This is a genomic window from Nocardia sp. NPDC060220 (assembly GCF_042727815.1).
GTDB lineage: Bacteria > Actinomycetota > Actinomycetes > Mycobacteriales > Mycobacteriaceae > Nocardia.
Genome location: NZ_JBHWZY010000850.1, coordinates 1 through 2,880, shown reverse-complemented (window position 1 = coordinate 2,880; position 2,880 = coordinate 1). Strand labels below are relative to the sequence as shown.

Annotated in this window: 3 protein-coding genes and 1 pseudogene; all 4 read right to left on the bottom strand. The window is 68.3% G+C overall.

From position 1 onward, the window contains the following. On the bottom strand, window positions 1-1,232 hold a 1,232-nt coding region (locus ACFWF3_RS30665; protein ID WP_379317190.1), incomplete at its 3' end, for an acyl-CoA dehydrogenase family protein. Continuing rightward, window positions 1,229-2,362 (bottom strand): acyl-CoA dehydrogenase family protein, encoded by a 1,134-nt coding sequence (locus ACFWF3_RS30660; RefSeq protein WP_379317188.1) that lies wholly within the window; start codon window positions 2,360-2,362, stop codon window positions 1,229-1,231. The genes ACFWF3_RS30665 and ACFWF3_RS30660, both read right to left, overlap by 4 nt. Further along, window positions 2,362-2,664, bottom strand: a complete 303-nt coding sequence (locus ACFWF3_RS30655) for a hypothetical protein (protein ID WP_378990195.1) — start codon at window positions 2,662-2,664, stop codon at window positions 2,362-2,364. The genes ACFWF3_RS30660 and ACFWF3_RS30655 overlap by 1 nt, the downstream gene beginning before the upstream one ends. A gap of 27 nt (window positions 2,665-2,691) precedes the next feature. Beyond that, window positions 2,692-2,880, bottom strand: a pseudogene (locus ACFWF3_RS30650) (amidohydrolase); the annotation flags it as partial.

Genomic DNA, 2,880 nt, shown 5'->3' with positions numbered 1-2,880 from the left:
ACCTGATCGAACGGCAATCCTCGATCGGCGGCGGCTTCCCGGGGCATCCCGAGGACCCGCTCGCTGATCTGGTTGCGGGCCATCTCGGTGCTGCCGCCCGCCAGACTCCACGCCTGGCGCATCAGATAATCCTGTCCGGCCTGTCCGGTCGCGGCATCGTCGGCGTCGCAACCCGTCGCGGCGGCGGCCCCGGCGATCCGCACCGCCATATCCGCTTGCAGCCACGAATTCCGGGCGCTGAACAGCCGGACCATCGATCCGGCCGCGGGCACGAACTCACCTGCCGCGATACCGCGGGTGATGTGGCCGATCAGCTGATCGTGCACCATGTTCAGCGCCCGCGCCTCACCGAGATCCTCCCTGACCCGTGGGTCATCCAATTGCCCGGTACGCCTGGCCAATTCGATGAGGCCGGAGATGTCGCGCCCACTGTGGGTCTGGATGCCGCTGGAGTAGGGCGACGCGCCCCCGACGGCGCTGCGCTCATGGAACAGCTGCCGGTTCGTAGTTTCCCAGCCGCCGTCGACCTCGCCGAGCACCGCCTCCGCGGGCAGCACGACATCGTCGAAGAACTCCTGGCAGAACTCCCGAGACCCGTCGACCTGGGTGATGCGCTGGATAGTGACACCGGGCGCGCGCACCGGAACCAGGAACATGGTGAGCCCGGCGTGTTTGGGCACCGACCAATCGGTGCGGGCCAGGCACAGCCCGTAGTCGGCGGCGTACGCGCCCGAGCTCCAGATCTTGGCGCCGTTGAGGACCCAGGAATCGCCGCGGCGCTCGGCGCGGGTGGTGAGCCCGGCCAGGTCCGAGCCACCGCGCGGTTCGGACAGGAACTGCACGAGCAGTTCCTCGCCGCGCAGCACCGCCGAGAGGTGGGTGCGCTTCTGTTCCTCGGTGCCCTTGTCCAGAATCGTCGGCGCGCACACGGTCAGAGTCGGGATGTTGAGCGCCAGCGGCATCTCGTAGGCGCGCGACTCCTCGCTGAACACCCGCTGGTGCTCGGGTGTCAGGCCCAGCCCGCCGTACTCCTTCGGAAAGCAGATGCCGGCGAAGCCGCCGTCGTAGAGGATGCGTTGCAGCTGTTTGGCGCGCTGCCAGGATTCCTCGGACTTGCTGGTTTCCCCGTGCTGGTTGGGCGGTGCGGGCGTGAGGTTGTCCGACAACCAACGTCGGGCGCGGACGCGGAATTCGTCGACGGGCTCCAGCTCGGCGGTGCTCGGTTCGGTCATGCGACCTTCCTGTCCAGGAGATCGGTGAGGCGACGGCGATGCTCCTCCGGCGTCCCGTACAGCGCGCGCCCGAGGGTGACCCGCCGCAGATACAGATGCATATCGTGTTCCCACGTCACCCCGATGCCGCCGTGGATCTGCACGCAGTCCTGGAGCAGGCCGGGCACGACGGCGCCGATATAGGATTTCGCGACGCTGACCGTTTCGGCGGTTCTGGTCGGGTCGCCGTGGAACGCGTTGGCCGCGGCCCAGGCGGTGGCACGGCAGGCCTCGAGCGAGGTCTTGTGTTCTGCCGCACGATGTTTGAGCGCCTGGTAGGACGCCAGCTGCCGGCCGAAGGTGTAGCGGTCGAACATCCACCGCACGGTGAGGTCGAAGGCGTGCTCGGCCGCGCCGGTCGACTCCGCGGCGGTGAGCGCCGCGGCGACCTGCACCTGGGTCTCCAGCGCGGCGGCGGTCTCGCCCGGATAGCGCTGAACGACGGCGTCCTCGCCGACCACGACATCGACCAACGAGACTTTCGCGGTGCGGCGAACGAGGTCGAGAGTCCAGGTCGGGGTGACGGTGACGCCCGGTGCGTCGGCGGCGATCAGCACCTGCACCGGCCCCTGGGGACCGCGCGCGGAAACCAGCAGCACGTCCGCTTGATCGCCGCACTCCACCCGATCCTTGACGCCGGAGATCCGGAATCCGGCCCCCTCTGGCACCGCGACGGTATCCACCGCCGCGGGCCCCAACCCGTGTCCCGGCTCGTAATGGGCCCAGGCGGCGATGGTTTCACCACTGAGCACCGCGGCGAGCAGGTCCGCGAAGCGGTTCTGCTCCCTGACCAGCGAGGTCAGCACGGCACTGGTGGTGATGAGCGGGCCGGGCGCGCAGGCCCGCCCGAACTCCATCGCGACCAGGGCGAGGTCGGCCATCGGCACCGCCGAGACAGATCCGCCGCCGAGCCGCTCCGGGACCAGCGGTGCGGTCCAGCCGAGTTCGGCGCCCTGGCGCCACCATGCGCGGTCGAACCCGACGCCGGACGCGGCGAGGCCGCGCACGACGTCGAGCGGAACGGACTTGGCGAGGAATTCGCGCGTGGTCGAGCGGAACAGCCGCTGGTCGTCGGAGAGCTCGAAGTCCATCAGAGTGATTCCCAGACAGTCACTTTCATGGCTGCCGGGTCGATGGCCGGGCTGAGCGTGAAACGCCCGTCGGCGGAGCGAACCTTGATCTCCTTCAGTACTGCACCGGCATCGCCGTCGATGAGGTAGTCGGCCTGATAGGTGAATTCCGGGGCCTGCCCGCCGACCGGTTGGGCACGGAATCGGGTGCACGACTCGACGCCGGGGATCGACAGCATGTCGGGAATGTGCACCTCGGTGTACCAGGTGTTGTATTCCTCGTCCATGCCCGCGCGGGGACTGGAGAAAACGATCAAATGCATGGCAATGCCCTTCGGTTGTTCGAGTGATCAGCTGATGTGCTGGGCGGCGTAGCGCTCGGCCCATTCCGCGCGCGGCCGGATGGTCAGGTCGACATCGCGTGCCTTGTCCCGCAGTGCCGCGACTGTCGCGTCCTCGCGGGAAATGTGGGTGAAGGGATCCCAGTTGAGGAATCGGCAGGCATTCTGCCAGGTGATCTGATGGATGTCGCTGTCGTC

Excerpts from the sequence above, each read along its gene's own strand:
- ACFWF3_RS30660 (WP_379317188.1), bottom strand. The coding sequence starts at position 2,362 with ATGGACTTCGAGCTCTCCGACGACCAGCGGCTGTTCCGCTCGACCACG.
- ACFWF3_RS30655 (WP_378990195.1), bottom strand. The coding sequence starts at position 2,664 with ATGCATTTGATCGTTTTCTCCAGTCCCCGCGCGGGCATGGACGAGGAA.